Genomic DNA, 24,334 nt, shown 5'->3' on the forward strand with positions numbered 1-24,334 from the left:
TCGTTTACCTCGTGAGTAATTTGTTAGTGCAACTTTATTGTGGTTAGTGTATTTGTGTTCGGCCCGGCATGGAGCCGGATCAAGGAGAAACATGTGGGAAAAATTAAGATCGAGCGCCTGACAATCAGCTCTGGCTCAAGTCTCGCGACCTATGACCGTGAGAAAAGCACTGAGGATCTTTACTTGGAAGACACCGATGAACTCAATGTTTACAAGGTCACTCTTCGGGAAGGCACTTACGGTCACACAGGAGAGGTTCGCGCACAGGGTGAGTTCGAAGCCTCTCTGTCAATCGGCAGCAGCATGCATGGCCACGTTGTTTCGCAATTGCCGGGGCTTACTCAGGAAGGTGAGCCAGAGACGATTATTCTTACGCTTGAGGCTGATCGCTAAGGCTCGATGATTTCGTCGTCAGGCTCTGGCGGATCGTCAGCTAGCGACTTCATCCCGGCCGCTTCGATAAGTCGCGACACCTTTTCCGTGATGACAAAAGGTGTCGTGACACAGCGAAGCATGCGGGATTGTTCTTCGAAATCGGCGGCGATCAGATTCATCAGCAGCAGCTGGTAAACCTCCTGCTGGTTGTTGATGCCGTGGTCCTTCATGACCTTCTTCAGGTCAGGCCTGAACACCCCGGCCACCTCAACCGTAAACTTCTCGACGCCCAATGCAGCGTCCTTCGCTGCGGCCTTCTCGCGCTTCTTGCGCTGCTTGATGGCTTCCGCTGTCGGCTGCGGCTCTTGCGTCGGGAGCTGCTGTTCTTCGGCCATGGCCTACCTCTTCTATTCCGCTGGCCGGCAAGTCCAGCCAGGTCTGTCGTTTGCGTTGTTGGGTGCGAAAACGTCTCACGCAGCTACCTTCACCTGATGCCAGGCGCCAGCGGCGTAGAACAGCTTCGCGGCTTCGGCTTCATCCATCGAAACCTCGTCCGGAATGGCGATCCATCCTGATGCGACCAGATGGGCTGGGTTCGCGCTGTTGCGCAGTTCCAGGTAGTAATGCTCGATGGCATCGGTCAAACGCTCGACCTTGTAGATGCCCTCGGGCGAGATCTCCACCGACTTGATGTACTCGGCGCCGCGCTCGTCTCGACACATGGCGCCGATGTAGATCGTCCAGCGGTATGAAAAGTCGAAAATCGCGTTGGCGATCGCCAGACTTCGGATCTGCTTGCAGCTCTTCCAGTTCGCCATGATCTGGCTACCGCTGGGGTCGATGTTCACCACCGCGACGTGGTTGGTGCGCAGCAGCGCCCGGCAACTGCGTTCAGCCCGGGCGAAACCGTTGTTGGGTTTGCGTTTTGACTTCATATCGCGTCCGCCATTTTGCGCAGAGCCCTGCGGTCAGCGACTGATATCGGTTTCGGGCGCCGCTTGAGGACTGTTTTAGGGTCTACCCAGTCACGCCGCGCAGGCCTTGGCCTCATGCGAGCCGGCGGCAACTCTTTGAAGGTGCCGCCGGGCCGCGTCCAGAAGTCGGCCATCGCCGCCGCGATCTGTTCCGACTCAGTTTGTTTTGCCCGAACCGCGTTGAGATTGAGGCTGATCATGCGGCCACCTTGACCAGCCTCACACCGGCCATGCTGAACTTGGCGCCTTGTTCGGCGACCAGTGCGTCGAGGTTTTCCCAGCTGACGGTCAGCACCGAGATAGGCGCCTGGCCGTAGGCAACTGCTTTGATCAGCTCTTCCAGATCGAACACTTCGGCCTGCAGGCTCGCCGGCACCGCGGCTGTGGTCGCTGGCTTCGACGCAGACTGAACCAGCGCGGCGGCTTTCACCGGTGCCGGGCTGGCGACTGGTGCAGACTCAACCGGTGCGTTGGCTTTCGCCTCGTCCTCAATTCGCTTCAGCTCCTCCTGACGGATCTGCTCACGCTGCGCTTCGGCTTTCTGCTCCTCCGCCTTCTGGTGCTCCGAGACCCGCACCTTGATCAGCGCGACCAGGTCGTCGTTCGCCTTCATCACCAGTTGCTGCACGTCGTTGAACAGAAACAGGTAGTCGGCTGCGAGCTCGTCCAAGCTGGCCAAGTTGGTCCGGATGCTGTCGCCGACCTGGCTGGCGGCAATCTTTGCCCGGGCCAGCTCGGAGTCGGCAGAGTCGCGCAGGCTGCTGATCGTCTTCTTGCCTTTGATGGCCCCGGCGAAATCCGCAGGCACTGCCGGCATGCGGGCTTTACCGCCCAGTGAAGTGTTGATCTGGTCGATGTGCGTCTGAAGCGCCTTGGCTGCGGTCATGACAATATCTTTGCGAATGCTCAACTTACGAGCCTTCACCAGCTTGTCGAGCATCAGGCGCTTCGCACGGGCTTCGGCACTGATCTCGTCAATGGTGCGGAACAGCGCGTCGATGCTCTCGGTTTGGCTCAGGGCGTGCTGCTTCGCAGCCTCAAGCCGCTCCTCAACATCACCGCACCACTTGACCGCTTTCTCTGCGTCGGCGAAGTGCTGATCAGTTTCCAGTTCGGTGTTGATAGAGCCGAACACCGCCAGCGAGTGTGCTTTGAACTGCTCCAGGTTGCTGGCGGTAACCATGCCGGTCACTTCGATGCGCAGTGCTGGCAATGACTCCGGCGTTTTGCCGACGGCTTCCGGCACCACCTCGGCCGGAGTGAAGTCCAGCAGGTCAGCCTGGAACTGTTTCCAACCCGCGACGAGCGTTGCGGCGCGGCCCGTCACCGGCACGTATTCCATCGAAACGAAGTTTTCTTCGGTGCCGTCGGAGCACACTAAGATCACTTTCTCGGCGCCGCTCACTAACAGCTGCTGTTCAAGCTGCCAGTAGTAGTGCGGATCGAGGATGCCTGCGCGAACGTCAGCAGCGAGCTGCTCATTCCACATCTTGTGTTCGAAAAGCACATCGCCAAGGATCGTGCAGCCATCGAGCGATGCGAGTAGATCACCCTCGGTGCCGACCACGGGAAACAAATCTTCTCCGATTCGCGCCTCGAGGATCGGTCGAGCGAGCGCCTCCGCTTCGTGCCCCTTGTCGAACAGGTTTTTCTGCACCCACCACGATACGTCTCGATCGAGGCCGGTCTTTTTGGCGTGCAGCAGTTCGGTGCGCTTCATCTGCTTCGAGGCGCCCATCATTGCCGGCGCTTCTGACGCGGTGAAGTAATTGGCGCGGAGCGCATGCCAGGCTTCGGAACCCTGAGCGACATTGTGGATTTTCATACTTGGTCTCCTTCAATTGGCGCGAGCGCTTTGATCTTGGCGATCTGCTCTTCGCTCAGGGTGAATTTGCTGCTGATGGTTGCGATCAGGTGATCGGGAGCAGAGCGGCCTGCGTCGACCGCGATCTGCCACTTCGGCAGGTTCTCTGCGAGCTTTTCGTCGGGGTAGGGCGGGAGCTCAGCAGCGGCCGCTCCGCGCGTCGGCGATACATCGCGAATGGTTGGCGATGTTTCTTCCAACTCGTCGGGGCTGTAAACGCCGAGGATCACGTCCGGGCAGTACAGACGCGACCAGCGCTTGGTGGCGAGGTACGCCAACTGCTGGCGAGGATCATCCGCCCAGAGCGTGCTGTTCCGGGTGCGAGCCTGGGCCAGAAGCAACTCAAGGACGCGCGGCTCGTCTTCGCCACGGAAGGTCGCCCAGACCTTCACGCCAAGCCCTTGCTCATCCTCGAGCTTCCACCCTGGGACGCGGTATTCGCCTTTGTCTCCGTTCTTGATGGTGAATTTGCCGATCACCTTTTCCCAGGCGCCGTACCACTCGTAGTGCAGGCGATCCAGCACCGGTGCGCAGGTGGTGATCACGGCGTTCACTAGCTGTGCCTCGTATCCCAATACGCCGTTCACCAGGTGCGTTTTCTGCGCCACGGCGAATGGGTTCATCTTCCACTGCATCGACTGCATGACGACTGCCAGGCAATCCGCGGGGTTGCCGTTGAAGTGCTTCGGCAGCGTGGCGCGGCCGGTGGCCATGACTTCGGCCAGGCGCATCATTTTGTCTAGGCTGTCGCCGTCCAGTACGAGGGCGCTGGTGCTGGTTGCCGCGTGCGGCAGGACGTGAAGATTTCGTTCGTGCGCCACCGGCGCAACGCTTTGAGCGGACATGAGTGTTCCTTGCCGCGCGGTGCGCAGCGATTGAATGCTTTGTCTATTGAGTGATGCGATCGGCGAGGGCGCTGAGCAGCATCAAGAAGGTGAAAACGCCGATGGCAGAGAATGATGCGCGCCGAATCAGAGTGCGGCGGGCAAGCTGGCGACCGGTCACGGCCGAACCCTTACCGCAATTCGTTTGCCTTTCATGGATGGCGCCAGACGCTGCGGGAGATTTGCGACCAGTTCCTCGCGCTTGCGGCCGATCAACTCGTTGAAGGGAAGGCCGAAGCCGAGGAGGGCGATCTTGTGTTCGATGTCTTCGAGCTGTTCGTCGATGAGCGATTTAACAGGTGCCGTACTCATGCTTCCTCCTTGCGCCGCTGACAGGTGTCACGCAGGCGTTTGCAGTAGTGGTTGAACTCGTCGGTGGTAATCGCGCCATCGGTGAAGAGGCGGGTGATCAGCCCCTGTACCAACAGGCTGATATCTTCTTCGCCGGCGGGCGCCGACACTCCATCAAGGGCTTGGTCGATCAAGATGTGCGGGCTCAAAACCCGCACTCCCGCTCTACGCGATCGCTTTCGCGCTTGGCATCTCGGTACTCGTTGGCATGCACCGCAACCAGGTCGCCGGCCAGCCTTGGAACAACCAGCGGATCGCCTCCGACTGCCTCAACGGCCCACTTGTGCAGTACACCGCCATCCCCGTGACAGATCAGCTCGATCAAAATCTTCTCGATGTACCGATCAGGATCAGGGTTTGCGGCCATGTGATCCGCCAGCGCCTCCGGTAAGTGGTCGGCGTTGACCAGGACTTTGTTTCGACCTACCGGATTTGGCGCCTCGACGTGTCGCCGATAAAGCAGATCGTCGACCGACTCGGTCAGCCATTCCTGACCTGCCTCCGTGTCGAGAAAGTCGTCTTCCGGGATGGGCTTGCGTAGAGCTGACATGGTCGTCTCCAGAGTGACGGGGTGTTGATCCAACAAAACTCGGATGCACTCATCCGCTCCGCTGGTTGCCGTTGGGCGCGGAGGGGAGTGCATTCGGGTGGCGTCGGAGGTGCGCGGCTAAATTGCTAAAGGAACCAGCGAGCTTGGCCGATACGTTTTGGCATTAATGCCAAATAATTGAGATCGGGAGATCTGAATGTTTCTAAGTAAAGTTCGCAGTGCTGCAGCCATCGCGGTGATTGCCCTCGCTTATGCTGTTCCAGCTCCGGCTGCCACAGACGTTGTCGCAGACCACAACACTGCGGTTATGGCTGTAGCATCCACCCAGGCTTGCGCAAAAAAACATCCAGAAGCAGGTATCACCTTAGAAAAATTCCTGACGGAGCAGAAAGAGGGCATGACTGACGAGATGGCGAAACACATCCGTGATGTTGCTACAAATCCTCGGTACGAAATGGAAGTGAAGCAGTCGACGGAATTTTTCAATTCCAAAGGCGGCCAGGATTTTCTGGAAAGCCTCTGTGGTGGGTTGATTACTGCTAAGTAATTGCCTCGCTTGCTCACTTTGATGTGAGCCATGCCTGATGCATGTCGGCGGTACAGGCCGCGGTCTTTCCGCATAGGGGTGTGATCTGGCCGGGGCTCAACCGGCATTCGGCGGAAGGGGTAGCCCTGAAGGCGACCGGTTGGCACATCCGCTGCCCGAGACTTAGCCTCAGATCACACCCCGATGCGCTCTCACAGAGAGGATCGGGCAGTTAACGACAGGCTGTCGTGGCGCTGGTTGTTCAGTCGAGGTTGCGGATGGCGATGCTGCAATTCAGCAAAACCGAAGGCACCGAAACACATCCGATTATCGAACTGCTCACGATATCCATCTCTACCGTCATCCCGTGGTTCGCATACTCCCGGACCGCTTTATTTAAGGCGGTGGCGAGTCGCTGCAAAGTTTGCTCAGCGTCCTTTAGGTCGTTGTTTTCCATATCCGTCTCCGGTTGATTTCCCGTCTGGCCCTGTCGCCAAGGCCAGCCAGTGAAATCGCTCAGTACGGCTTTTCAACCTTGCCCTGGTCTTGCAGGCTTTTGATTTTGAAAAGGTCGTTCAGCATGTGGTCCATTTGATTGGCAAGCTGATTCCGCAAGCCGTCTTTCAGGGCGCCGGTTACGTTCGCCACGCTTTGCTGCATTTGCTTGCTGAAGTCTTCGGCGCAGATCTTGGTCATAAGCCACTGAGCCCGGGTGACTGAGTTGTAATCGCTAGATGCTGGCTTGCCATCCCCGGGGTTTACCTTGCCGTTCCAGTAGGCGGTTACCGTTTTTTCCAGTTCCTTGCGCAGCGTGGTAGATGGCCCCTCCTGATCGCCCCACTGATTCACGCGGCGATATTCACGCTCGAACGAGCCATTGATTGTTTCGTCGATCGCCATCTGGATCTGCGAGGTAACGCGCTCATCGAAGATTTTGTCGATGCGCTTTTTCACCTCTTTCGCCACCATCTCGGAGAGGTCTTCATCCTCTCGCAGCAACTGATCGGCGACGTTCGACACGATGGATTTCTTCAGTTCAGCTTCGTTGATGTTGAGCATTTTGTGACTCCCGTTGATTTCCAATGCCGCCTCATCGAAGCGGCATCAGTAAATCTTTGGTCTTTCTCCGCACCCGCTTACCAGGTCATTCACTCAGTTCGGTCAACACCTCGTCCGCCGTCGCAGTGGGCTGCGCGTTGGCAGGCTTTCGGGCCTGTCGGATCGCCGGTCGCCGGTAGAGGCAAGTGCGGTTTTGTTCATCGGTTTACTGACCTCCCACCGATGGAGCCGGGAGTGACCTAACCGGACTGGCCGGGTAGTCGTTCATGGCGCTGGTTGTTAAAGAGCGGCGGGTTTGTTGAGGCCCTTCGCAGTGGCAGTGTGTCGCTGCGATGGGTGAAATATAGGCACTCCCATATTTAGTGTCAATGGGTATTCCCATAAAATGTGATTCCCCCATATTTCTGGTCGCAAAAAAGCCCGCGCTTGGCGGGCTTCAGATGACGATCACGCTATCTACACTACCTGCTGTTCCAAGTCAGAACCGCAGTACCGGCATTTCTTGGCAGCGGCCTTAATGGTTTCCGCGCAGAACGGGCAATCCTTGTTCGCGGCAGCGGCAGCAAGATCCTCGGCGTAAGTTGTCGTATCGACCGGGCGTGCAGGGTGGATGGCGGGCTTGTTGAGTGCCCAGATGAAAGCCGCAACCCATCCGATAAAGGTCCAGCCGGCGAGGAGATTTAGCGCGAAAATCGGAGTGGCCTTGGGGTGCTCGCCGACAGCGCAGATTGTCGGGTAGAAGTACAGCGCGATCGCGCTCGGAAAGAAAACGATGCTTGCGACCATTGCTAAGCCGTTGGTGCCGCTTCCGATCAGGTAACTGACCAGGCAAACGATCCCGAGCAGAATCAGGCCTACGATCTTCATTGGATCCCTCCATCAATTGAGCTGAGATTTTACCATTCATGGCGGTGCGCCACCATCTTCCACACCGTCAGTCGCCTCCACCGAACGGCAGCGCCACGGGCGAACTCTACCGGTGCACACCCACCAGGTACTCACCATGAACGACGATCGGAAAAAGCAGGAGCTGGTTGGTTGGCGGAAATTACTCGAAGAGCCGGAGATTAGGATGGACGCCGAGGAGCAATACGACGAACTGCTGAAGCTGGCGGACGAATATAAGCGCGCCGGCGTAATCGATAGTGATGACTGGCGGGAGTTGGTGGAGGAGGCGACAGCCTTTTACGCGCACTCTGTCGAGGGTCTGGAAGGCGGTACATAGGAGGGAAGGGCAGGCATGAAAAAGCCCGGCGCTGGGCCGGGCATTCTTCATTTTTCGGTGTTTGGTTGTGCAGGCGTGTTGGGTGCGGGCCGTGTCGTTGGCGCCTTTTCTTGTGGCGCCTCGGACTTGGCGATCCCGACCTGAAACGCAGCCATCATATTTGAAGTAAGCGCTGTATTAAACGAAGCAACACCAAAAACAATAGCTAAAACAGTGGAAACAGCGGTAACTACCAGTGCTGTCTTCATCGAGCTAAGGCTGCTTTTGGTCTCAGAATGATTCGCTGTAATCTGCGCTAACGCTGCATCCAATCGTTTATCACGCTCTGTCTGAGCAGCTAGAAATCCTTCGATTTTGGCTGAAACGGCCTCCACTCGAGCGTCCATCTTAACCTCAATGGTCTCGAGTTTGGCGTTGAATTCTTCGCGGCTAATTTCGTTCATAGAGTCAGTGTACACCCGTCTTTCGCGCGAGTCTTGAACGGAAGATTGCGATTGTGTTTCAGTCAGGCTGACCTTTAGTTTTTGAACCTCCCCCATTTGTGCGAGGAGGTATGAAAACAGCTGAGCTGATTCTGATGCATCTCTACTCGACATCGTTCAGCCTCTCGTCGAGGGCTGATTTTTCATTCGCCAGGTCTTTTTTTGCATCAGTGAAGTAATTCGAAAGAGTATTGTTCAGAGCCTCAAGATCGGCCAGAGCCTTGCGGACAGCGGAGAAATACTCTTTGCGATCATCACCAGGGGGAAGCAGACCATGGCCATTCAACTGTTGCGTCACTGCAACATTCACAGCCATCTGAGACGCGATAGCTTTAGATAGGCCTGTGAAGATATCGGCTTGGCTCGTTTTTAGCCTGTAGATCTCCAACTGTAGCTCGCTAGCGGTAATTCCTTCTGACATAAATATTCTTGCTCCAATTGGGCGCTAGATTTTAACGGTTACCGTGAATACATCGCCCACCAGAACACATGGCCCAAGATCGAAATCTGCTGCTCTTGGATCTGCTGGAACGTGTAGTCCTCGTCAGGATGCTCGTCACGATTGAAGCTGCGCAGGCGAATCCCGATCGGGATCCGGTAGACCTGCTTCACGCGCAACTGCCCGTTGTGGTTGATGGCGTACATTTCGCCGTCAACGATATCGCTCAGCGAGTTTTTCCCTACGTTCACGCCGACGGTGGCACCATCGCGCAGCACGGGCATCATGCTGTTCCCGCCGACCTTCACACACTTCGCGTTGCTGAACTGAACGCCGTTGTGGCGCAAATCCTTCTTGTTGAAGCGCAGACGTGAGTTGGCGTTTTCCTCGATCGCAAATCTGCCAGATCCGGCCGCCAGCTCGACTTCATGTAGGAAGGGGACGTAGACCTCATCGTCATCGAGTGGGGTTTCGTCATCCCAGGTTTCGATGGTGCCAAGTTTCACGCTGGGCTGGATGCGTTCGTCCTGATGATCAGGTACACCCTTGAGCATGTCGCCGACACCTTCAGCCAGCCACATAGGGGACACGCCACATACAGAGGCGATCTGAGCTGCGAAGGCTGTAGCCTTCGATTTTCCCCTCTCCAAATCGGAGATCGAGGTCTGCGTGAGTCCGGCACGCTCAGCTAACTCAGTCTGATTGAGCTTGGCGTGGCGGCGGGCGGTTTTGAGTCGGTCTTTGAATTCCATCCGTGGAGTATTACGGGCGCTCCCATATCCTTGCAAATCGGTATTCCCATAACCTACTATATGGGTATTCCCGTATGGAGGGGCATCATGAACGCAATTTACAAGGGCCTCGTTGACTACTTCGGCACCCAGGAGGCCACCGCCGAAAAGCTCAAGGTTGATCAAAGCACCGTTTCCGGCTGGGTTCGGGGGAAGCACGGCATGTCTCCGGTTATTGCCAAGCGAGCGGAGGCGCTGACCGAAGGTGCTTTCAAAAAAGAAAACCTGTGCCCGTCGTTTCCTTGGGCCGAGATGGCCGCCTAAGCGACATCCCTGTCCGCCAATCCGTTGAAGCCAGATTAGAAGAGAGCAGTCCCCATGGAAACGTCCAGTCCAAGACACACCGCGCAAACCCGTGATCAGGTTCTGGTCGCGCACGCTCAAAACCAGATCGCCCGAACCAGCTTGAGCCAGGACGATTTCGCGCAATCGCTGAGCCGTGAGCTGCACCTGTCGATTCCTGAGCGCGCCAAGAAGAAGGAAGTGCCAGATTTCAATTCGCCAGAACTGACCGGTGACGTGAGCGAGTTCGTGAAAGCGACCGGCCGCTGGCTGAAACGCGTACAGCGCTGGCTCTCCGGTGATCAGGAAATGCCGTCTTGGCTTGAGGAGTCTTGGGTGAACGCTCTGGAACCAGAGTTCCGCGACAACTGTATCAACGAACTTGCCGGACGCCACGGCTTGATCGGCGCCCGCCAGATGCAGAGCGACCAATGCGCCAACAAAAGCTTCGGTGCGCTGATCCGCGCACTGGGCGACGTGATCGATACCGGCAGCGAGGTCTTTGACGACCAGGTGATGTGCGAAGAGGACCTGCCGCACCTGCCGGCGTTCGCCGAGCAGTGCCGTCAGGTAGAAGCGCGGGCAGGGGAGCTTGGCCGAAAGGCTGAGGCACTGATCGCAAAACACCGACCGAATTTGAAGCTTGCCTGAATCCCGGGCACAAAAAAGCCGGGATTGCGCCCCGGCTAATTCATTAACACTTGATGAGGCCGATTATGCATAGCCAACCTACTTCAAGCAATACCCCCAACAGTGTCGCGACACGTTTTTCGAATTCTGAAAACGTGTCGCGCATTCCAACCCAATTCAGCTTCCACGGCCTACTTGTTCGCGTGATCGACGATGGAAGCGGTGAGCCTTTGTTTATCGCCAAAGATGTCGCTGAAGCCCTGGGCTACGCAAACACTTCGAAAGCCATCAACGCCCACTGTAAGGCCGTCAGTACCTGCCATACCGAAATGGGAGGTCAGGTCCGTGCGGTGCAGATCATCCCCGAGCGCGACCTTTATCGATTGGTGATGAAGTCGAAGCTTCCAGCCGCCGAGCAATTCGAAGAGTGGGTGGTTGGTCAGGTGCTGCCGAGCATCCGCAAGACCGGCAGTTACTCTACACCGGTGCTAAACAACTCCAAGATCGTCGGCGAGCTGGCAATCCTCGAATGCTTCGACCGGCTGCTCAAACCAGCGAACTCCAGCAAGATGATGATGCTAGCTAAGATCGCCGCCAACAACGGCTTGGATGCCAAGTTCCTCCCGGGCTACGCCGTAGACGCGGCACCAGATGCAACTGGTGGCAGTTCCATGCCAACCAAGGCCGTCACCGCGCTGATCAAGGATTACGGCATCGCCAGCACGGCTGCCGCCTTCAACCGCGCCCTGGCTGCAAAGGGATTCCTCAAACAGCTCCAGCGCAAGAACTCCAAGCAGGAAATGGTCGAATTCTGGTCGGTGACCGACAAGGGCTTGAAGTTCGGCAAAAACCTCACCAGCCCTCAATGCCCACGCGAGACACAGCCACACTGGTACGTGGATCGCTTCCTTGAACTGGCCAAACTGGTCGGGAAGGCCTGATATGCAATTCACCGTCACGATCAATCAGGTGAAAGCGCTGGAGTGGGGGCTGAATTCTCAGCAAGCCCTGCTGTTCGCCTTCGTCTACGGCTGCCCAAGCTGGACAAAGCCAATCAAGACTGACGACGGGATCTTCTTCGCGCTGAGCAAGGCCAAGATCATCGAGGAGCTGCCGCTGCTCACTGACAAGCCAGACACTGCTTATCGCATGCTGAAGGCCCTGGAAGATGCGGGTTTGATTGAGCTTTCCAGCACTTCGAACATCACGCTGTTCCGCCTCACCGAGAAGGCGATCGAGTGGAACCAGAAGCTCGACGGGTCGGAAAAATATCCGACCCCACCAAAGAACAAAGGTCGGAAAAAAATCCGATCTGCCTCGGAGAAAAATCCGAGCAAGGTCGGAGAAAAATCCGAGCAAGGGTCGGAAAAATCTCCGACAAATCAGGATACCAATCATCAGGGTACCAATCAGGATACCAGTCAGGACTTGCAAGGCAGCCCGGACAAGCCGGCCCGCAATCTGGTTCTGGTGGTTGATCGCACTGATGCGCCACGGGTTGAGATTCCCGCCGACATGCCGGGCCCCAAAGACCAGTCCTGCAAAACCTTCAAGGTCTGGGCGAACTACGCCATGGCCTACCGCAAGCGCTACAGCACCTGGCCCGTGTGGAACGCGAAGGTCGGTGGCCAGCTCGGCCAACTGGTCGACCGCCTCGGTGCCGATGTCGCTCACCACGTCGCTGCACACTTCCTGAAAACCGCCGATGCCGCGGTGCTGCGCAAGTGCCACAGCCTCAACGAGCTGCTGGCCAACGCCGAGAGCTACCACACCCAGTGGGTGACCGGTCAGCGCATCAATGGGACAACTGCCCGCCAGATGGAACGTACCGAAGCGAACGTTTCCGCCGCCGAGCGGGCCGCGCAAATGGTCTTGGCCAAGCGCCAAGCAGGGGAGCGCAATGAGTACCTTTGAAATGAACGACCAGCAGGTTGCCGGGCTCGCCGCCGCGATCTGTGCAACTGCCGAGGCCATGGGTCAGGAAATGAACCCAGGTACTGCGGCGATCATGGCTGAAGATCTCTGTGCTTACCCGGTTCAGGTGGTGAAGGCCGCTTTGAAGGCTTGCCGCTTCGAAGTGAAAGGCAAGTTGGCAATGGCTGACATTCTCCAGCGAGTTCAGATCGCCGACGGTCGCCCGGGCAAAGACGAAGCTTGGGCGATCGCCATGACGACGAACGACGAGTTCGAAACAGTGGTGCTGACTGATGAAATTCAGCTCGCGCTGGCAGCTGCGAAACCTGTCCTGGATGCCGGCGACAAGGTCGGTGCGCGCATGGCGTTCAACAGCGCTTACGAGCGTTTGGTGAGTCAGGCTCGGGAGGACAACAAACACGTCAATTGGCACGTGTCGGTCGGTTTCGACGCCAACCGCCGCACACAGGCGATCACCAAAGCTGTGCAGATGCAACGGATCCCACATGAGCGCGGGCAGTTGTACTTGGCCGACTTGAGTGTCGCGCCGGTTACCGAAGACGGCCGGGCCGTCGTTGCGCTGCTCACCGGTGAGGTTGCGCGACCTTCGCCAAAACTGCGCGAGAAGCTCGCCGCGGTGAAGGATTCGATGCTCGCCATGCGCCAAGCATCGGCCGAGGAAAAAACAGAACTGCGAATTCTGGCAGCCAATGAGCTGGCGGATCGCCGGGCGCTGCTCATTAAGCAGGCCGAACAATTGGAAGCAAGGAGCGCTGCTCAATGATCATCGACAAACAAAAACTCCAGAAGCTGCTGTGGGCCGAAGCTGCGTCATACCGTGCCGACTGCGCTGACTGGAAGCGCAACACCGAGGCGCTGCAAGAATTCCTCGGCGAAAAGACAGTGGAGGAGGTGGCGCTGGAGCTGCTGGCCGACAACGAACGACTGACGCAGCAACTCACTGAGTTGATCGAAGGGTTGCCAAATAAGGTGGCAGCTCATGGCTGACAAAATCTCCGTGAACTGCCAGGCCAAACTCTCCGAAGCCATCACCAAGCTCAGCACCATGTACCGCGACAAGAAGTTCGTAGTGGTCTCGCTCCGCCCCGGCAAGGACCGGACGCTGGACCAGAACCGACTGTGGTTCGCGATGTACAAGCGCATCGCGGAGATGACCCAGATCGGCGACGAGGCTGATGCCCGCCGGTACTGCAAGTTGCACATCGGCGTGCAGATCCTGCTGAACGAGGATGCCGGGTTTCAGGTTGAGTGGTACCGCGTCATGCGCCACCTCCCGTACGAGACGAAGCTGGCCATGATGGGAGGCTGCCATCTGTTCGGCCCGGACGGCTTCCCGGTGACCAGTCTGTTCAACCGCGCCCAAGGCGTTGCGTACACCGACCGCATCGTCGCGCGCTTCGCTCCGCAGGGCGTGTATTTCGATGACCTGCTAAGCCAGGAGGCTGCATGACGATTGAACGGAAGCAGCCAAAGCCCAAGAAATGCCGCGTTGCTACCTGCAGGGCCTCATTCGTCCCGTCGCGAATGGGGCAGGCGGTATGCAGCCCGGCATGCGCATTGATCGATGCGCCGAAGAATCAGGACAAAGCCCGCAAGGCCATCGCCCAGCGCGACCGCCGCGAGATCAAGATCCGCAAGGAGAAGCTGAAGAGCAGGGCGGATCACCTGCGCGAAGCCCAGGCAGCGGTGAATGAGTACGTCCGCCTGCGCGATGTGCATTTGCCGTGCATCAGCTGCGACTCGATGCCGAACGACAATGACTTGATGACGGGCAGCCGCTGGGACGCTGGTCACTACCGATCTGTCGGCGCCTGTCCTGAGCTTCGCTTCGAGCCGCTGAACATTCACCGCCAGTGCGTGAAGTGCAACCGCAACCTGTCCGGTAACGCGGTCGAGTACCGCATCCGATTAGTGCAGCGCATCGGCGCCGAAACTGTGGGCTGGCTGGAAGGGCCTCATGAGCCCCGCAAGTACACCGTCGAAGAAATCAAAACCATCAAGGCCGAATACCGAGCCAAGACCCGCGAACTGAAGAGGGCTGCAGCATGATCTATCCAAGTGTTCTGAACGCAGTTGTCTCGGCTCTCGCGGCTGAGGCAATCGACAACACCAGCAAGCAGGCGTGGCAGAAGCTCTACAACTCTGCCGATGAGGAGGAGGGCGGCGATCTGGCGACACTGGTTCGCTCCCGTGGTGCTGACACCATCGACCGCACACAAGTGGATTGCTGGGTGTCCGCCCGCCTGCACAGCGCGCTTGAGCAAAAGCACTGGGATGCGCTGGTGGCAAAGTACAGCACGCACAAGGGGCGCAAGGTTCAAGCCATTGCGGCACTGCAAACCCAGATCAACACGCCGGCGCCGAAGCTTTTCCTGTTCAAGGCGAGCACCGCATGGGCTATCCCGCAGTTGAAAGGAGCGCGGCCGAAGGTAGCGATCTCGGTGTCAGTCGAGATCCCAATCGATGCGCCAGAGTGGCGCCGTGAGGCGGTGGTGAAGGCTGCGCTGGCTGCCGGTCAGGCGAAGGTCAAGCGTGATAGCTCCCGATCCGCCGACATGATCGTACTCAAGGACAGCTTTTACGACATGAACACCTGGGACAACGACGGCACGCCGGAGTCGACTCGCCGCCGGTGGCGTCAGGATATCGGCAAGGCTGCTGATGACCTGGTAAACGAGGCTCTGGCACACGCGGCCGACATTCTCGGAGGCGAAGGTTTGCTGATTGAACAAGCTGCGTGATTGCCTGTTGACATCGGTGAGCGAATGAGCGAAATTAATCCCATCCTGTCATTCCTGCGTGTGTAGGACTGATAAAAGAAACCCGGCCAAGCGCCGGGTTTTTTATTGTCTGCAAACTAGGATTATCCTGCACTGCAAGATGACTGCGGAAAAGGGAGTAACTTGGTTGGCCAGATACATTTTTGTTGATAGTTGCGCGTTCGACGAGCTCTTCAAGCATCGAATCGAGCCAAGCGAACTTGACGCTTCTGAATTTCAGCTCTTTGTGACGGGTGATGTTTTAGAAGAGCTGAGTCGTATCCCTGATAGAGCCGACGAGCCAGGGAAAAAGGCTTTCATCGATCGCATATCTAAAAGTGGAGAGATCCCTGAGCGCGGGTACTTCGGATTCGGATCAGGCGCCTACGGTTTCGGCAGGGGTATCCTGGCAGATCTTTCTCAAACTGATTATTTAGAGTCGACCGAGGATCAACTCGGCGCTCCAAGACGCTCAGGCACTCCAAAAAACGCCACGGACAGGCAACTTCTTTCGCACGCCATAGTGTTTGCAGTTCTGACAAATGAGGCGACACTCGGCAACAAGGTACTAATGGATAAAGCTGTCGAGCTTGGAGCGACGGTTATTCGAATGCGGGATTTTGATCCCGCAGCTGAGACATTTATTCAATTTCTGAGGCGACACTTTCCCGATTGAAATGTCGTCTGATAGGTCGTAACCCGGTCATGGAGCCGGGTTTTTTATGCCTCGAATTTACCTGTCGCCAGGACAGCCTTCGGGAATACCTGGACGTCGATAGCCGGATAGTGCGACGTACGGAATCAACGCCGGCAGCCCGCGCACCCTAACCTCAAACTTGCTTTCGGGGTGGCGCGAGACTGGATCAGCGAGATCGATGCAAAGGGGCGTCGACGTTGAGAAGGTCTTTGGCCGACAGCTCGGAAAGACGAGCGCACCTATTCAGGGCCTCTGCATTCGCAAGGCCCTTTTTGTTTTCGGCTCCCCACACCCAATGCCCCGAGCTGGGAGTGCAGCGGACGCCGGATTTATCAATCTCCCCAAAGGGGAGGCAACCCGGATGCCAAACATGCCTGACAAGCCAGACACATGGGCCAAGATCTGGCTGGCGTTGAGCAATCCGCTCTGGCAGGGCGTGATCATGTCCATCACCGTATCGTTGCTTCGAGTCATGTACGACGCGAAGGAAACCAGTAAGCGCCGGATTGTGTTCGAGGCGCTGATCTGCGGATCGCTGAGCTTGGTCGCGTCCAGCATTATCGAGTGGATGGCCTGGCCTTCCAGTTTATCGGTTGCTGCCGGAGGGACTATTGGGTTCCTTGGCGTGACAGCCATTCGCGAGTTGGTGACCCGTTTCCTCGGTCGCAAGGCGGATGCCGCATGAAGGCTTTCGCTGCTGCAATCATCATCGCCTTGGTTGGTCTGCTCCTCGTTGGGATCCAGCAATCGCGCGTCGTCGCCCTTCGCGGGGAGGTGGCATTCGAAGCCAGCGAGAAGAAGAAGGCGGTCGACGCCAACCTAGAAAGCCAGGCCACGATCACCACCCTGCGCGCCGAAGCACAGCGCAACGCCGATTACCAGAAAGACCTGAACAAGCGGTTACAAGCCAGTCAGGCCAAAGCCAGAAAGGCGGAGAAAAACTTTGAAGAACTCAAACGCAACAGCAAGCCTGTTCGTGATTGGGCTGCTCAGCCTCTGCCTGACGGCCTGCGCGGGAAAGCCGTCAGTGGTAACAAAGACAGCGGCAGTAAGGGTCGAACCCCCTGAGCTGGTGCCATGTGAGCGGGTAGCCGATGAAGACCTCGCTGACAACGGCCAGCTGTGGGAGCTGAAAAACCAAGCCATCAACCTGCTCGACACTTGCGCAGATCAGGTGGACGCGCAAATCAAGCGCAGTCAGAGCAAATAGGTCGCGACACGTTTAGCGAGAGTACAAATTGTGTCGCGACACTGGAGTGAGCATGACAGCAGAAATTCATGACATCGCCGACCAGCGCCCGCACCTGATGGTGGCAGCGAGTAATGGCGCTCATGTCATCCCGCGCACGCTGGTCCAGTCAGTGATCGACGGTGAGCAGCCTTCCGCCATCCTCACCGAGCCGGTAGTGCAGCGCATCATTGAAGAATGGCTGCAGAAGGTAAGCGCATGACCGCCAAGCTCATCGACTTCAAACGCGAGGGATGGCGCGACGCTGCGAAGACACTGCGCAAGATCGCCGATGACCTTGATGCTGGTGTCCATCCGGAATGCACCGTAGGCGCCTTAACCCTGATCGGCCCGAAAGGGCAGGTGACTGTGTTCGTGCTCGGCCCTAAGTGCGACGACCTGCAGTGCTTGGGTGCCATGCGCCTGGGTGAGCAGAAGCTGATTGATGTGCTGCTGGATGGCGGTAAAGAGTAGGTGTGCCGCAGGTGAGTGCGGCACTGATGATTAATTGATGCTTTCGAAGATGTTGAGCTGACCGTACGCGATGGCATACTGCCTGTCCAAACTGGATGGGAGTGCACTATGAAATTCGAGCATGTTGGATTGAACGACCAGATGGTTGTTGAAGAAACTGTTAACGTCACATATGCACTGAAGATTTTTTGCAAGCAGCTGTTGGATGGGCTCAAGAAATCCTTCGATACACCCGGCGCGCAATCGAAATTCGGCGTTGAATTCCTTTTCGAGGAGAACCTTGAATCACAGATCCAAACCCCGCTGGGAAATGCCCGCGGAAGCCTTGATGTGATGATTATTGGTGAAGACATAGTCGGCCGGTACGTTTTCGAAAAAAGCGTCGTTACCGAGCTGGGCCAGAAGGTATGGTCTCCAGTTTGGGCCCTTAAAATCGACAAGTATGGAACCATACTGCTAGGTGATGAGGGTATAGTTAAAATTGATGCGCAGGGAATCATTCCTCATGGAACAGCAATTACGGCTGTTGCGAGATCCTTGCTGTATCGAATTGGCATCACGCCCAAGTTTCAGTAGTCATCAGTATGCAAACTAACCCCGCCAAGTGCGGGGTTTCGTATTTTTGGAGGATGGCATGGACAGGCCATTGCCACCGGCGCCACTGCTGGAATTGTCTGATCTGTCCAGCTTCGGCATCCGTCTCACCCCAGCACCCGAAGTATGGGAGTGGCTCCAAGCAGAAATCCTCGCTGACACCGGAAGCATCCACAACGAAGACCATGCCCATCTGATCGATGCGGACGTGAGAGTCATGTGGGCGTCTGCCGCCTACACGAAGAAGGGGCGCACAGTGGTCGGTCAGGCCGAACAGGTAGCGTTCCGCGCGGGTGGCTGGCAGAAGGCCCGGATGGAACAGCAGATGCTGGATTGGTTCGGCGACGTACCGGCCTACATCATCACACTGGCTGCCGACTACTGCGCCGACTGCTCCGACGCTGACTTCTGTGCCTTGGTTGAACATGAGCTCTACCACATCGCCCAAGCGACCGATAAGTACGGTCAGCCAGCGTTCACCCAGGAAGGATTGCCCAAGCTTGAGATGCGCGGGCACGACGTTGAAGAGTTCGTCGGTGTGGTACGTCGGTATGGGGCGAGCCCTCAGGTGCAAGAGCTGGTGGACGCTGCAAACAATCCTGCTGAGGTGGGGAAATTGAACATATCGAGGGCCTGCGGAACCTGTCTGCTCAAGTCGGCCTGATTCTGGACAGGCTCTGGACGGATGAAAATCTATGGCAGCCCTTCAAAACGACGTGAAGGCCTTTATCGTTCAGGCCTTGGCGTGCTTCGACACGCCTTCACAGGTTGTTGAAGCCGTCCAAAAGGAATACGGGATATCGGTGACTCGCCAGCAGGTTGAGACACACGATCCCACGAAGACATCAGGGAAAGGCCTGGCCAAGCGCTGGGTGACGATGTTTGAAGATGCCCGAAAGCGCTTTCGCGAAGAGACAGCTGAAATCCCGATCGCCAACCGAGCGTTCCGATTGCGTGCCATGAACCGGTTCGTGGAGAGGGCTGAGACGATGAAGAACATCGGCTTGGCCATGCAGATCCTCGAGCAGGCAGCGAAGGAAGTCGGCGACGTCTACGTCAATCGCAACCGGAAGGACGAGTCTGATGATGAGCCGGTAATCCCGACGCGCATTCAGGTCGATGTAGTGGATGCGAGGAAGCCGAATGCCGAGCCTTAACGTTCCGCAGTCGCAGTTCCTCCTGTTGCCTCACAAGTTTCGCGCATTCGTTGCTGGTTTCGGCTCGGGGAAGACCTGGGTCGGATGTTCGGCGCTCAGCAAGCACTTCATGGAGTGGCCCGGCGTCAACGCTGGTTACTTCGCACCGACCTACCCGCAGATCCGCGACATCTTCTATCCCACGATGGAGGAGGTTGCCTACGACTGGGGGCTGAAGACCAAGATCAACCAGGCGAACCATGAGGTTCACATTTACAGCGGCCGGCAGTATCGCGGCACTGTGATTTGCCGGTCGATGGAGAAGCCGCAGACCATCGTCGGCTTCAAGATCGGTCACGCATTGGTCGATGAGCTGGACGTGCTTACGTCGATCAAGGCGCAGCAGGCATGGCGCAAGATCATTGCCCGGATGCGTTACAACCTGCCCGGGCTGAAAAACGGCGTGGACGTAACCACGACGCCGGAGGGCTTCAAGTTCGTCTTCCTCCAGTTCGTGAAGCAGTTGCGCGACAAGCCAGCGCTGAAGGAGATGTACGGCCTGATCCAGGCCAGCACCTTCGACAACGAGTTGAACCTGCCTGACGACTACATCGCCTCGCTGATGGAGTCGTACCCCGAGCAGTTGATCCGCGCGTACCTAAATGGCCAGTTCGTCAACCTGACGTCGGGATCGATCTACCACGCCTACGACCGCAAGCTGAACCAGTGCTTCGATACTGTACAGCCTGGTGAGCCGCTGTTTATCGGCATGGACTTCAACGTCGGCAAAATGGCCGCGATCACCCACGTCAAACGTGACCAAGGCCTACCGCGAGCCGTGGACGAGTTGATGGATGGCTACGACACGCCGGACATGATTCGTCGCATCAAGGAGCGGTACTGGGAACACACCGGCAACGACTACAAGAAGACCTGCGAGATCCGGATCTACCCGGACGCCTCCGGTGATTCGCGTAAGTCGGTCAATGCGAGCCTCACCGATATCGCCATGCTCAAGCAGGCAGGCTTCACGGTCATCGCGCCGGCGGCCAACCCACCGGTGAAGGACCGAATCAACGCCATGAACGCCATGTTCTGCAATGCGCAGGGCGAGCGCCGCTACTTGGTCAACGCGTTTACATGCCCGACATATGCCGACGGTCTCGAACAGCAGATCTGGGCGCCCAATGGCGAGCCAGACAAGAGCCAAGGCAACGACCACGCCAACGACGGCGGCGGTTACTTCATTCACCGCGAGTACCCGATCGTTAAACCGGTCACCTCAATGAAAATGGGAGTCGCTCGATGACGGACGTCACTTTTACTCGTCCCGAGTACAAGGCGGCACAGTACCGCTGGCGCTTGGTGCGCGACGTCTGCAAAGGGTCGGAAACCATCAAGGCTGCCGGTGACCGTTACCTGCCGAGGCCGAACGCGGCCGACACCAGCGAGGACAACAAACAGCGCTACGAGGCGTACAAGAAGCGCGCGGTGTTCTACAACGCCACCGGCCGCACGAAACATAGCCTAGTGGGTGCAGTATTCCGCACCTGGCCAACCCTGACTGTTCCCGGCGCGCTCGATTACGTGGCCAAGGATATCGACGGGCAGGGCGTGAGCGTTTACCAGCAATCACAGTCGGTGATTGGACATCTGCTCGAAGTCGGCCGCCATGGGCTGCTGGTGGACTATGTCTCCGTTGTGGCTGGGACAGTCAGCAGGGCTGACGAGCAATCTGGCCGCGCCCGGGCGAACATCGCCAGCTACACCGCGGAGTCGATCATCAACTGGAAGACCCGCCAAGTCGGCGGCCAGCACCTGTTGAGCCTTGTCGTGCTGCGCGAAACGGTCGACGTTGATACGGACGATGGTTTCGGTAGTGAGCAGGTAGTTCAATACCGAGTATTGCGCCTTGATGTCTTGGGTCAGTACACGCAGGAAGTGTGGGAAGAGGGTTCAAGTGCGACAACTCAGAAGGTCGCGCCATTCACCCCATTGAATGGCTTGGGTCGACCGTGGCAAGTGATCCCGTTCCAATTCGTTGGCAGCGAGAACAACGACACCAGCATCGATGACGCGCCGCTCTATGACATGGCCGAGGTGAACATCGGTCATTATCGGAACAGCGCGGATTATGAAGAGGCGGCGTATCTGGTTGGGCAGCCTCAGCCGTGGATGGCTGGTCTTGATGAGCAGTGGCGCGATCACATGGAGGAAAGCGGCATCTTCCTCGGCTCCCGCGCACCCTGGATGCTTCCAGTAAACGGCACCTGCGGGGTTTGGCAGGCTCAGCCGAACACGGTGGCCAAGGAGGCGATGGAATCCAAGAAGCAGGACATGGTTTCGCTCGGTGCCCGGCTGATTGAGCGCGGCAGCGCGGTGAAGACCGCAACCCAGGCCGACAACGACAGCGCCGCCGAACACAGCGTTCTGTCGCTGGTGGTCAGCAACGTCAGCGAGGCCTACAGCCAGTGCCTGGAATGGATGGCTGAATTCGTGAATGCATCCGGCGAAGTGGTCTACAAACTCAACCAAGACTTCAGCCAGATCACTCTGGACGCGACGATCTTGGCGGCGCTGTTCAACGCAGTGCAGGGCGGGAAGCTGCCGGAGGGCGACTTCTGGCAGTACCTGCGCGATCGAGGCGTGATCAATCCGGAGAAAACGGACGATGAAATTCGGGGTGAACTCGAAGCACAAAGCACCGGGCCGGATCTGGATGACGACGACGAGGCAAACCTAAATGGCGGCAAACCAAGCGATCCTTGATGCCACGATTCGGCACGCCGTCTTCCTTGAGCAACTGAAGTCGGGGGAGGTGGCGAAGTTCGCACCTTTCCTCAAGGAGATCGACCGCTCGATTCGTGAGCGGCTGACCCGGGCGGATCTGACGGATTACACCGTCGCCCGCCTGGAGCGGCTGCTGAGCGAGGTTGATAGTCTGCTGCTGGGCATCTTCGATCGGTACAGCGAGAAGCTGAACCTCGACCTGGTGGATATCGCCAACTACGAGGCCGAATTTGAAGCAACCAGCCTGACCCGGGCGGCACCGGTAGGTGTGTCGTTCGATGCGGCGGTGCCAGGTGCTGCAGCAATCAGGGCGGCAATCCTCACAAACCCGCTCAGTGTGCGCGGTGCCGACGGCGGGAAGCTGCTCAAGTCGTTCATTGATGGTTTCACCGCCATGGAGCGACAACGCCTCACAGGCGCGATCCGGCAGGGCTTCTTCGAAGGCCAGACCAACTTCCAGATCATCAAGAAAATTCGCGGCACCAAGGCGCTGCAGTACAACGATGGCATCTTTGCAACGACCAACCGCAATGCCGGTTCGATCGTTCGGACTGCGGTGCAGCACGTCGCTACTCAGGCGCGCATGGAGACGCTTAAGGCGAACGCCGATGTCGTGCAGTCCGTGGAGTGGGTCAGTACGCTGGATTCGAAGACAACCAGCCAGTGCCGGACGCTCGACAAACGTCGGTTCAAACTCACCGAAGGGCCGAGGCCGCCGATCCACATCAACTGCCGGTCGACGGTGGTGGCGGTTACTCGCTTCAGCGCGCTGTTTGCCGAGGGCGCCACGCGTGCATCCGTCGGCGACTCTGGCGCGCAGCAGGTAAGGGCAGACCTCAGCTACTACGACTGGCTTAAGCAGCAGCCGGCAGCATTTCAGGACAAGGCTATCGGTCCGGTTCGGTCGAAGTTGTTTCGCGAAGGTGGCCTGAGTGTTGAACGCTTCGCCGAACTGCAGCTTGACCGCAACTTTGCACCGCTGACACTTGTGCAGATGCGTGCGCTAGAGCCTCTGGCGTTCGAGCGGGCGAAAGTATAGGGTTTGTCATTCACAATGCATGGAGCAAAGCTATGACAAACCTAGTCGCCGTCGAGATCAGTAAGCTTAAAGGCTGGCAACTCCGATATGCACTTGCGACGCACGTCGGCAATCTCGAAACAAAGGTAACGACCCACCTGAGATTTACTCATGGCGAGCCCTTCTCAGTAATGGAAATGGCCGACCGACCAGCCTATCGACTAGGTGACGGGAGTGTCATCGAAGGAAAGTGGGTTGACGACCAAAAAGAGCCTCGCGCGCTCCGTAGCGACGAACTCAGAGCGATCCTCGATCAATACCCAATTCCTGAAGAGGAGGAGGGGCTAAACTTTGTGTACACAGTCGAAGGACAGTCATTTAAAGACATCTTTCAAGACGAGGCGAAAGCGCGAGCAATTATTGCCCTGGTGACGCGCCAAAAAACGGTTCTAGTCCCGGATATTTAAACAGAACTGCACTATTTCAATTGAAGCCGCCTCCGGGCGGTTTTTTTATGCCCGCAGGCAGGGCCTGCACCTAAGTCTCTGGGAGACAACCAATGCTGAAATTCCAACTGGATACCCTGGAAGGGGTAGATGAAACCGTGCGCGCTCTTTACACCGAGAAGGACGGCAAGTTCGTACTCGGCATTGAAGGTCTGCCGCAGCAAGAAGATGTATCCGGCCTGAAGGCCAAGGTTGATGAGCTGCTCGGCGAGAAGAAAGCCGCCGAGAAGAAGGCGCGCGAAGCTGAAGATGCAGCGCGCCTTGAGCGTGAAGAAGCCGCTCGCAAGTCCGGCAACGTCGAAGAGCTCGAACGCTCCTGGACTGAAAAATTTACCCGCCGCGAAGCTGAGCTGAACGGCATGTTGGAACAGGAGCGTGGAACGCTGAGCGGGCAGATCCGGGATCTGACTGTCGGTCGTACCGCTACTGACATCGCGTCTGCACTGGCAGTGCAAGGCAGCGCGAAAGCCCTGTTGCCGCACATCGAGCGCCGTCTGAGCGTCGAACAGCGCGAAGGGAAGCCTGTTGTGGTCGTCCTTGATGCACAGGGCAAGCTCTCGGCGGCAACGCTGGATGAGCTGAAAGCAGAAATCGCGAATGACGCGGCTTTCGCGCCGTTGATCGCGGGTAGCAAGGCATCTGGCGGCGGGGCTGGCGGTGCTGGAGGTGGCGGCGGGGCCGCAAAAGGAAAAATCGGCGGCACCAAAGAGGAACGACAGGCAGCAATCGCGAGCCGGTTCCCGGATCTCCCTCTCAAGTAAGGAA

40 protein-coding genes are annotated in these 24,334 nt (G+C 57.6%); 26 read left to right on the top strand and 14 right to left on the bottom strand.

Going from position 1 to position 24,334, the window contains the following annotated elements; all coding sequences use genetic code 11:
- Nucleotides 1-93: 93 nt before the first annotated feature.
- On the top strand, nt 94-393 hold the full coding sequence (locus ACOYXH_RS06930) for a hypothetical protein (protein ID WP_460410399.1): 300 nt from the start codon (nt 94-96) through the stop codon (nt 391-393).
- Here the strand turns inward: ACOYXH_RS06930 and ACOYXH_RS06935 are convergent.
- The 8 genes from ACOYXH_RS06935 to ACOYXH_RS06970 all read right to left on the bottom strand — a co-directional run bounded on the left by ACOYXH_RS06935 (nt 390) and on the right by ACOYXH_RS06970 (nt 4,998).
- A complete protein-coding gene (locus tag ACOYXH_RS06935; RefSeq protein WP_460410400.1) occupies nt 390-770 on the bottom strand; it encodes a hypothetical protein in 381 nt (126 codons plus the stop codon). The two genes, ACOYXH_RS06930 and ACOYXH_RS06935, sit on opposite strands and share 4 nt — an antisense overlap.
- 75 nt (nt 771-845) lie before the next feature.
- Complete coding sequence (locus tag ACOYXH_RS06940; RefSeq protein ID WP_460410401.1) at nt 846-1,310, bottom strand: hypothetical protein; 465 nt, start codon at nt 1,308-1,310, stop codon at nt 846-848.
- The gene (locus ACOYXH_RS06945) at nt 1,307-1,549 is read right to left on the bottom strand and encodes a hypothetical protein (protein ID WP_460410402.1); all 243 of its coding nucleotides are present in this window, start codon (nt 1,547-1,549) and stop codon (nt 1,307-1,309) included. Before ACOYXH_RS06945 ends, ACOYXH_RS06940 begins: the two co-directional genes overlap by 4 nt.
- The gene (locus ACOYXH_RS06950) at nt 1,546-3,174 is read right to left on the bottom strand and encodes a YqaJ viral recombinase family protein (RefSeq protein WP_460410403.1); all 1,629 of its coding nucleotides are present in this window, start codon (nt 3,172-3,174) and stop codon (nt 1,546-1,548) included. The genes ACOYXH_RS06945 and ACOYXH_RS06950 overlap by 4 nt, the downstream gene beginning before the upstream one ends.
- The gene (gene recT / locus ACOYXH_RS06955; protein WP_460410404.1) at nt 3,171-4,058 is read right to left on the bottom strand and encodes a recombinase RecT; all 888 of its coding nucleotides are present in this window, start codon (nt 4,056-4,058) and stop codon (nt 3,171-3,173) included. The genes ACOYXH_RS06950 and recT overlap by 4 nt, the downstream gene beginning before the upstream one ends.
- Before the next feature lie 156 nt (nt 4,059-4,214).
- Nucleotides 4,215-4,409, bottom strand: a complete 195-nt coding sequence (locus ACOYXH_RS06960; protein WP_460410405.1) for a hypothetical protein — start codon at nt 4,407-4,409, stop codon at nt 4,215-4,217.
- Nucleotides 4,406-4,597: a hypothetical protein gene (locus ACOYXH_RS06965; protein ID WP_258717530.1), complete on the bottom strand. Its 192-nt coding sequence runs from the start codon at nt 4,595-4,597 to the stop codon at nt 4,406-4,408. Before ACOYXH_RS06965 ends, ACOYXH_RS06960 begins: the two co-directional genes overlap by 4 nt.
- Complete coding sequence (locus tag ACOYXH_RS06970; RefSeq protein WP_460410406.1) at nt 4,594-4,998, bottom strand: hypothetical protein; 405 nt, start codon at nt 4,996-4,998, stop codon at nt 4,594-4,596. Before ACOYXH_RS06970 ends, ACOYXH_RS06965 begins: the two co-directional genes overlap by 4 nt.
- 196 nt (nt 4,999-5,194) lie before the next feature.
- Between ACOYXH_RS06970 and ACOYXH_RS06975 the strand changes: the two genes are divergently transcribed.
- Nucleotides 5,195-5,545, top strand: coding sequence for a hypothetical protein (locus ACOYXH_RS06975; protein ID WP_460410407.1), 351 nt, complete (start codon nt 5,195-5,197; stop codon nt 5,543-5,545).
- A 241-nt stretch (nt 5,546-5,786) separates the two neighbouring features.
- On the opposite strand, the gene ACOYXH_RS06980 is transcribed toward ACOYXH_RS06975, so the two are convergent.
- The 3 genes from ACOYXH_RS06980 to ACOYXH_RS06990 all read right to left on the bottom strand — a co-directional run bounded on the left by ACOYXH_RS06980 (nt 5,787) and on the right by ACOYXH_RS06990 (nt 7,450).
- Nucleotides 5,787-5,981 carry a hypothetical protein gene (locus ACOYXH_RS06980; RefSeq protein ID WP_460410408.1) on the bottom strand — a complete coding sequence of 65 codons (195 nt, stop codon included), beginning with the start codon at nt 5,979-5,981 and terminating at the stop codon, nt 5,787-5,789.
- 59 nt (nt 5,982-6,040) lie between these two features.
- Nucleotides 6,041-6,583, bottom strand: a complete 543-nt coding sequence (locus tag ACOYXH_RS06985) for a hypothetical protein (protein WP_180698942.1) — start codon at nt 6,581-6,583, stop codon at nt 6,041-6,043.
- 456 nt (nt 6,584-7,039) lie between these two features.
- Nucleotides 7,040-7,450, bottom strand: coding sequence for a superinfection immunity protein (locus ACOYXH_RS06990; protein WP_460410409.1), 411 nt, complete (start codon nt 7,448-7,450; stop codon nt 7,040-7,042).
- A gap of 136 nt (nt 7,451-7,586) precedes the next feature.
- Here ACOYXH_RS06990 and ACOYXH_RS06995 point away from each other — a divergent pair, with 136 nt between their 5' ends.
- Nucleotides 7,587-7,808 carry a hypothetical protein gene (locus ACOYXH_RS06995; protein WP_460410410.1) on the top strand — a complete coding sequence of 74 codons (222 nt, stop codon included), beginning with the start codon at nt 7,587-7,589 and terminating at the stop codon, nt 7,806-7,808.
- Nucleotides 7,809-7,855: 47 nt separating this feature from the next.
- Here the strand turns inward: ACOYXH_RS06995 and ACOYXH_RS07000 are convergent, their stop codons facing one another.
- Genes ACOYXH_RS07000 through ACOYXH_RS07010 form a run of 3 tightly spaced genes read right to left on the bottom strand, consistent with a single transcriptional unit; the run spans nt 7,856 to nt 9,481 of the window.
- Nucleotides 7,856-8,404 carry a hypothetical protein gene (locus ACOYXH_RS07000; RefSeq protein WP_460410411.1) on the bottom strand — a complete coding sequence of 183 codons (549 nt, stop codon included), beginning with the start codon at nt 8,402-8,404 and terminating at the stop codon, nt 7,856-7,858.
- Nucleotides 8,394-8,711 carry a hypothetical protein gene (locus tag ACOYXH_RS07005; RefSeq protein ID WP_197867922.1) on the bottom strand — a complete coding sequence of 106 codons (318 nt, stop codon included), beginning with the start codon at nt 8,709-8,711 and terminating at the stop codon, nt 8,394-8,396. The genes ACOYXH_RS07000 and ACOYXH_RS07005 overlap by 11 nt, the downstream gene beginning before the upstream one ends.
- A 38-nt stretch (nt 8,712-8,749) precedes the next feature.
- The gene (locus ACOYXH_RS07010) at nt 8,750-9,481 is read right to left on the bottom strand and encodes an XRE family transcriptional regulator (RefSeq protein ID WP_460410412.1); all 732 of its coding nucleotides are present in this window, start codon (nt 9,479-9,481) and stop codon (nt 8,750-8,752) included.
- 87 nt (nt 9,482-9,568) lie between these two features.
- Here ACOYXH_RS07010 and ACOYXH_RS07015 point away from each other — a divergent pair, with 87 nt between their 5' ends.
- From ACOYXH_RS07015 to ACOYXH_RS07125, 23 genes are all read left to right on the top strand, one after another.
- Nucleotides 9,569-9,784 carry a YdaS family helix-turn-helix protein gene (locus tag ACOYXH_RS07015; protein ID WP_016773984.1) on the top strand — a complete coding sequence of 72 codons (216 nt, stop codon included), beginning with the start codon at nt 9,569-9,571 and terminating at the stop codon, nt 9,782-9,784.
- Nucleotides 9,785-9,838: 54 nt separating this feature from the next.
- Nucleotides 9,839-10,453, top strand: coding sequence for a hypothetical protein (locus tag ACOYXH_RS07020; RefSeq protein ID WP_460410413.1), 615 nt, complete (start codon nt 9,839-9,841; stop codon nt 10,451-10,453).
- A gap of 65 nt (nt 10,454-10,518) precedes the next feature.
- Nucleotides 10,519-11,373 carry a BRO-N domain-containing protein gene (locus ACOYXH_RS07025; protein ID WP_460410414.1) on the top strand — a complete coding sequence of 285 codons (855 nt, stop codon included), beginning with the start codon at nt 10,519-10,521 and terminating at the stop codon, nt 11,371-11,373.
- A gap of 1 nt (nt 11,374) precedes the next feature.
- Entirely contained in the window at nt 11,375-12,346 is a 972-nt protein-coding gene (locus ACOYXH_RS07030; protein ID WP_460410861.1) for a phage replication protein, read from the top strand.
- Nucleotides 12,333-13,130: a hypothetical protein gene (locus tag ACOYXH_RS07035; RefSeq protein ID WP_460410415.1), complete on the top strand. Its 798-nt coding sequence runs from the start codon at nt 12,333-12,335 to the stop codon at nt 13,128-13,130. Before ACOYXH_RS07030 ends, ACOYXH_RS07035 begins: the two co-directional genes overlap by 14 nt.
- The gene (locus tag ACOYXH_RS07040) at nt 13,127-13,354 is read left to right on the top strand and encodes a hypothetical protein (RefSeq protein WP_460410416.1); all 228 of its coding nucleotides are present in this window, start codon (nt 13,127-13,129) and stop codon (nt 13,352-13,354) included. Before ACOYXH_RS07035 ends, ACOYXH_RS07040 begins: the two co-directional genes overlap by 4 nt.
- Nucleotides 13,347-13,817 (top strand): hypothetical protein, encoded by a 471-nt coding sequence (locus tag ACOYXH_RS07045; RefSeq protein ID WP_460410417.1) that lies wholly within the window; start codon nt 13,347-13,349, stop codon nt 13,815-13,817. The genes ACOYXH_RS07040 and ACOYXH_RS07045 overlap by 8 nt, the downstream gene beginning before the upstream one ends.
- A complete protein-coding gene (locus ACOYXH_RS07050; RefSeq protein ID WP_460410418.1) occupies nt 13,814-14,416 on the top strand; it encodes a recombination protein NinG in 603 nt (200 codons plus the stop codon). Before ACOYXH_RS07045 ends, ACOYXH_RS07050 begins: the two co-directional genes overlap by 4 nt.
- Nucleotides 14,413-15,108: a hypothetical protein gene (locus ACOYXH_RS07055; protein ID WP_460410419.1), complete on the top strand. Its 696-nt coding sequence runs from the start codon at nt 14,413-14,415 to the stop codon at nt 15,106-15,108. The genes ACOYXH_RS07050 and ACOYXH_RS07055 overlap by 4 nt, the downstream gene beginning before the upstream one ends.
- Nucleotides 15,109-15,274: 166 nt before the next feature.
- A complete protein-coding gene (locus tag ACOYXH_RS07060; RefSeq protein ID WP_460410420.1) occupies nt 15,275-15,802 on the top strand; it encodes a hypothetical protein in 528 nt (175 codons plus the stop codon).
- A 391-nt stretch (nt 15,803-16,193) separates the two neighbouring features.
- Nucleotides 16,194-16,508, top strand: coding sequence for a phage holin, lambda family (locus tag ACOYXH_RS07065; RefSeq protein WP_162276419.1), 315 nt, complete (start codon nt 16,194-16,196; stop codon nt 16,506-16,508).
- Nucleotides 16,505-16,891 (top strand): hypothetical protein, encoded by a 387-nt coding sequence (locus tag ACOYXH_RS07070; protein WP_460410421.1) that lies wholly within the window; start codon nt 16,505-16,507, stop codon nt 16,889-16,891. Before ACOYXH_RS07065 ends, ACOYXH_RS07070 begins: the two co-directional genes overlap by 4 nt.
- Nucleotides 16,851-17,033 (top strand): hypothetical protein, encoded by a 183-nt coding sequence (locus tag ACOYXH_RS07075; protein ID WP_047297581.1) that lies wholly within the window; start codon nt 16,851-16,853, stop codon nt 17,031-17,033. The genes ACOYXH_RS07070 and ACOYXH_RS07075 overlap by 41 nt, the downstream gene beginning before the upstream one ends.
- Before the next feature lie 52 nt (nt 17,034-17,085).
- Nucleotides 17,086-17,274: a hypothetical protein gene (locus ACOYXH_RS07080; protein WP_460410423.1), complete on the top strand. Its 189-nt coding sequence runs from the start codon at nt 17,086-17,088 to the stop codon at nt 17,272-17,274.
- Entirely contained in the window at nt 17,271-17,525 is a 255-nt protein-coding gene (locus tag ACOYXH_RS07085) for a hypothetical protein (RefSeq protein ID WP_460410424.1), read from the top strand. Before ACOYXH_RS07080 ends, ACOYXH_RS07085 begins: the two co-directional genes overlap by 4 nt.
- 108 nt (nt 17,526-17,633) lie before the next feature.
- Nucleotides 17,634-18,101, top strand: a complete 468-nt coding sequence (locus ACOYXH_RS07090) for a hypothetical protein (protein WP_460410425.1) — start codon at nt 17,634-17,636, stop codon at nt 18,099-18,101.
- Nucleotides 18,102-18,159: 58 nt separating this feature from the next.
- Entirely contained in the window at nt 18,160-18,783 is a 624-nt protein-coding gene (locus ACOYXH_RS07095) for a putative metallopeptidase (protein WP_460410426.1), read from the top strand.
- A gap of 31 nt (nt 18,784-18,814) precedes the next feature.
- Nucleotides 18,815-19,276 (top strand): DUF2280 domain-containing protein, encoded by a 462-nt coding sequence (locus tag ACOYXH_RS07100; RefSeq protein WP_460410427.1) that lies wholly within the window; start codon nt 18,815-18,817, stop codon nt 19,274-19,276.
- Nucleotides 19,263-20,564 (top strand): terminase large subunit domain-containing protein, encoded by a 1,302-nt coding sequence (locus tag ACOYXH_RS07105; RefSeq protein ID WP_460410428.1) that lies wholly within the window; start codon nt 19,263-19,265, stop codon nt 20,562-20,564. Before ACOYXH_RS07100 ends, ACOYXH_RS07105 begins: the two co-directional genes overlap by 14 nt.
- On the top strand, nt 20,561-22,024 hold the full coding sequence (locus tag ACOYXH_RS07110; protein ID WP_460410429.1) for a DUF4055 domain-containing protein: 1,464 nt from the start codon (nt 20,561-20,563) through the stop codon (nt 22,022-22,024). The genes ACOYXH_RS07105 and ACOYXH_RS07110 overlap by 4 nt, the downstream gene beginning before the upstream one ends.
- Nucleotides 21,999-23,084, top strand: coding sequence for a minor capsid protein (locus ACOYXH_RS07115; RefSeq protein WP_460410430.1), 1,086 nt, complete (start codon nt 21,999-22,001; stop codon nt 23,082-23,084). The genes ACOYXH_RS07110 and ACOYXH_RS07115 overlap by 26 nt, the downstream gene beginning before the upstream one ends.
- Before the next feature lie 32 nt (nt 23,085-23,116).
- Complete coding sequence (locus ACOYXH_RS07120; RefSeq protein WP_460410431.1) at nt 23,117-23,530, top strand: hypothetical protein; 414 nt, start codon at nt 23,117-23,119, stop codon at nt 23,528-23,530.
- Nucleotides 23,531-23,622: 92 nt separating this feature from the next.
- A complete protein-coding gene (locus tag ACOYXH_RS07125) occupies nt 23,623-24,330 on the top strand; it encodes a hypothetical protein (protein WP_460410432.1) in 708 nt (235 codons plus the stop codon).
- Nucleotides 24,331-24,334 lie beyond the last annotated feature (4 nt).

The organism is Pseudomonas sp. Mb7 (genome assembly GCF_054790525.1).